Origin of the sequence: Microcoleus sp. Pol12B4 (assembly GCF_036701385.1) — a bacterium.
Taxonomy (GTDB): Bacteria; Cyanobacteriota; Cyanobacteriia; order Cyanobacteriales; family Microcoleaceae; genus Microcoleus.
In genome coordinates this window covers 1-3965 of record NZ_JAUBQR010000353.1, presented here as the reverse complement: position 1 = coordinate 3965, position 3965 = coordinate 1, and the positions used below count along the sequence as shown (strand labels likewise).

The 3965-nt window shown below is 44.8% G+C and carries 5 protein-coding genes and 1 pseudogene; 3 read left to right on the top strand and 3 right to left on the bottom strand.

Going from position 1 to position 3965, the window contains the following annotated elements:
* Together QUA38_RS29555 and QUA38_RS29550 are read right to left on the bottom strand one after the other, a co-directional pair.
* The coding region (locus tag QUA38_RS29555; RefSeq protein ID WP_445305125.1) for a transposase-like zinc-binding domain-containing protein at positions 1-109 on the bottom strand (109 nt) is incomplete at its 3' end.
* Between the two features lie 542 nt (positions 110-651).
* Positions 652-786 (bottom strand): transposase family protein, encoded by a 135-nt coding sequence (locus QUA38_RS29550; RefSeq protein WP_445305124.1) that lies wholly within the window; start codon positions 784-786, stop codon positions 652-654.
* Positions 787-1277: 491 nt separating this feature from the next.
* Between QUA38_RS29550 and QUA38_RS27900 the strand changes: the two genes are divergently transcribed.
* From QUA38_RS27900 to QUA38_RS27890, 3 genes are all read left to right on the top strand, one after another.
* Positions 1278-2441, top strand: coding sequence for a baeRF3 domain-containing protein (locus tag QUA38_RS27900; protein ID WP_333167617.1), 1164 nt, complete (start codon positions 1278-1280; stop codon positions 2439-2441).
* A gap of 18 nt (positions 2442-2459) precedes the next feature.
* Positions 2460-3152: an SRPBCC family protein gene (locus QUA38_RS27895; protein ID WP_333167615.1), complete on the top strand. Its 693-nt coding sequence runs from the start codon at positions 2460-2462 to the stop codon at positions 3150-3152.
* A 182-nt stretch (positions 3153-3334) separates the two neighbouring features.
* On the top strand, positions 3335-3709 hold the full coding sequence (locus QUA38_RS27890; RefSeq protein WP_333167613.1) for a signal peptidase I: 375 nt from the start codon (positions 3335-3337) through the stop codon (positions 3707-3709).
* Here QUA38_RS27890 and QUA38_RS27885 read toward each other — a convergent pair.
* Positions 3699-3965: pseudogene (locus QUA38_RS27885) on the bottom strand (galactokinase); the annotation flags it as partial. The gene QUA38_RS27890 and the pseudogene QUA38_RS27885 overlap by 11 nt on opposite strands.

Sequence of the window (3965 nt, the reverse complement as noted above, 5' to 3'; positions counted from 1 at the left end):
GACGACCACATTCTCGACATTTGTAGTTTTGTTTACCATGCCGAGTCTGACCGTTACGACTAACTTCTTCGGAGCCATAATTGGGGCAAGAATTAATTTCTACTGTCATATCACGAATGGCAAACACTTCTCTTTAATAGTAGCTTAAGTTTACTCCATCCTTTCCTTCAGGGCACTACCGTAAATCCGAAAATCCTTGTGTATGTAATTGCTTTTTAAATAACTCTTGTACTCTGGTATACAGGGATGGCTGGTTCTTTTTTAAAAGAATTACATAATCTCTTTTTTTGACAATTGACCTCTGGAAGCCGATACAATCAATCAATCGGGACAATGCTTCCCTTTGATTACAATATTTTGATTAAAACAGAAATTGCTGTGATTTAATTAGACTTTTTATAAAATATAACTTGACCTAAAACCAATTTTTGACTTGTCGCCCAAGCACTGACCCGATGAATTGCTTTTTTATCTCCTCCCATAGTAAGAATGGCGAATAGTTTTGCTATCAATGGCGATTACCTCTCGTGAATTGAAGTAACTAATAGATTGAATCCAACTCAAAAAAATTTTTTGAAATTACTCGGATTTGAGACGACAAAATACTCGCACAATTGTGTCATCATGTGAAGGTATGCCCTTGGGTACTTCTCAAAATTTATTTAACCATTTGTATTTATAGAGACTGTAACTTTCGATATCCACCCATGTATCAGCAGTGCAAATCACGGCACAACTTGAGATGGTGATAACATCAATTAATTGATGACATCTCGTCAGTTCAATTTTTGGATCTTCTCAGTTAAAGAATAGTCGGCAATGGTAATTTTAGGCTTGAGGTTCAGAAAAACGAACTCTAATTAAATGTTTTGTAGGTAGTCAATAATTATTTGCTAATATACCGTATTCTGTTAACATAAAATTTAGATGCGTTCGCCCGGGGCTGATCGAGAGGAGCTAGCAGTAAGGTATAGGCAATAAATGTTGCCCAGATTAACCTCAGAAACAGTTGTGTTTTCATTATTATATATAACGATTAGTTAAACCAGACTCAACTAAATTATGGTAAAGTAGCAGCTGAGTTAGCGCCGTCTATCTTAGGTGATAAGCATTTCGATTGGAACAGCTACTGCCAACGCCGTTTTTGTTCGGTGATGAAAGGCTCGACAGCAGGCGATCCTTACTTTAGGCAGACGCAGGTGCGGCGTCAGGAGAGATACATTTTAAAGAATCGGTTGTTTTCCTTACATAAGCCATTTAGAAAAGGAGTTTCAGCGGTGAACTTAATATCTGTAGAGGAACTCAAAGCGCTGGTACAACAATCTTCTGGATTGTGCGTCTCTATTTATATGCCAGTCGCTCAAGGAACAGAAATTCAACAAAATCCGATTCGGTTCAAAAATTTAATCAGAGAGGCTGAAGACAAAATAGTAGAGTACGGATTTGACAAAAAAGAAGCTGGGGAATTGCTAGAGCCAGTCCGAGCAGAAGTTGACCAGGAAAACTTTTGGGAAAATCAAAGCAACCTGTTGGCAATTTTTGTCGGTTTGGGATTTTTCCGCTACTATACCTGTCCGGTGAATTTTGAAGAATTAGTGGTTGTGAGCGACAATTTTCACGTCAAACCGCTGATGCCTTTGCTGACAGGAGATAATTTATTTTATGTTTTAGCTCTCAGTCAGAAGGAAGTGAGGCTGATTGAGTGTACGGCTTACAGTGCGAGGGAGGTTGAAGTTGAAAACTTGCCGAAAAGCCTTGAGGAGGCTCTGCAATATGACCCGACAGCTAAAGAGGGTCAGTTTCGGATTGCTACTGCAAAAGGAGGCACTAATAATTCTTTTCAGCATCCGGGAAGTTTTCACGGTCAAGGAAGTCCGGATCGAGATGAACCCCAGCAGGAAATATTGCAGTATTTCCACATAATTGATGGGGCGCTGCACAAATATTTGCACAATAAAAAAGCTCCTTTAGTGTTAGCTGGAGTTGAGTATTTGTTCCCGCTTTACCGAGAAGCAAATACCTACCCGCATTTAGTTGAAGAAGGAATTACAGGCAATCCGAAACTTCTCAAGCCGGAAGAGTTGCGGGCCGAAGCTTGGCCGCTGGTGGAACCTTTGTTTTTGCAGGCTCAGTCAGAGGCGATCGCACAATACCACGATCTGACAGGAAGCGATAAAATTTCTGCTGATTTGAAAGAAGCTGTTTCGGCTGCTTATTTTGGACGGGTGGATCGACTATTTGTTGCTCTTGGCGTTCAGAAGTGGGGTAGCTTTAATCCCGATACGAATGCGGTGCAAATCCACCCAGAGGCAGAAGTGGGCGACGAAGATTTGTTGAATGCCACAGCAATTCAAACTATTCTCAACGGCGGAACTGTTTACGCGGTGCCGCCGGAAAAAGTTCCGGACGAGGCGCCTTTAGCTGCTATTTTTCGCTATTAATTTACCAGGTTGAAAGCAATGGAATCTACTTCAATGACAAATTCTGACAAACAAAACCAAAGTAGCAGCGGCGATACCGAACGCTGGGCATCTTTAATAGGTGGCGGGGCGCTGGTGCTTTTTGGTTTGTCGCAGCGTTCTTTGAGAGGTGCTTTGCTGGCGGTTGCCGGCGGCAGTTTAGCGGCCCGCGGTCTGGGGGTTGTGGAGGGTTTGCAGTCGGCTGCAGATCCGAATCAAAGCATTAAAGTTGAAAAGACGGTGACGATCGACAAACCGGCTGATGAATTGTACCGTTTATGGCGCAATTTTGAAAATTTGCCTCGGTTTATGAAGCATCTCAAACACGTTACGGTGATAGATGAAAAACGTTCTCACTGGATTGCCAGCGCGCCGATGGGCAACAGTGTGGAATGGGATGCAGAGATTGTCCGCGAAGAAGAAAATCGCTTAATTGCTTGGGCGTCTGTGGAAGGAGCTGATGTTGACAATTCTGGTTTTGTGCGCTTTCAACCGGCATCTGCAGGACGGGGTACAGAGGTAAAAGTTGTCATCGAATACAACCCTCCGGGCGGTGCAATTGGTGCTGGCGCTGCTAAACTATTTGGCGAAGCTCCCGAACAGCAAATTGCCAATGATTTACGTCGCTTTAAGCAGTTGATGGAAGCTGGGGAAATAGCGACTACGGAAGGTCAACCTTCGGGCCGCAAGTAATAAGTTAGATGGTGTCTCCGGATCTAACTAACATCTTGCACCATTCTCAGAACAGGTAAGATGCCTGTTCCACAAAGAGTGAATTTATTGTGGGGTGGGCATCCTGCCCGCCCATAAAAAGCTTATTGAAAATGGTGCAAGATGTCATATCTAACCATTTTTGTTTTTTAGCTGATTAACTGATGTCATCTCAAGTGGTTTTTGGAAATGCGGGCGCTGAAGGCGCAAGTCGGGGCGGTTGGTTTGCGGGTCACTTTATGACGCCGGGCGATGACCCCCGATCGACTTCTGTTTTAGAGGTAAAATGGGGCACTCACCCCGCCGGAGATTGTAGGACTCAGTGGGCGGTAAATGCGGAAGCAACGACGCTTTCTATCCTGGTAAAAGGGCGGTTTCGCCTGCAATTTCCAGAACAAGAAATCTTGTTGTCTCACGAAGGAGATTATGCTCTGTGGCAGCCGGGAGTGCCTCATTATTGGTCGGCCGAAGAGGATTCGGTAATCGTGACTGTGCGGTGGCCTTCCCTGTCGGGAGATAGTTCGGGAGTTAAGAATTAACTGTAATTTCGGGAACCAAAACGCGGCCGCTATAACCTGCGCGCTGGTAGCGATCGATCGCCTCGGATGCGATCGCACCCGCTTTCCCACTCTCCACCAAGGCTACGCAAGCCCCGCCAAAACCTCCGCCCGTCAGCCTTGCGCCGAAGACTCCGGGGATTGACTGCAAGATGGCCGCCAGCGTGTCTACTGCCGGCACCGAAACTTCGTAGTCGTCGCGCTGACTGGCATGGGAAGCATTCATTAACTCGCCAAA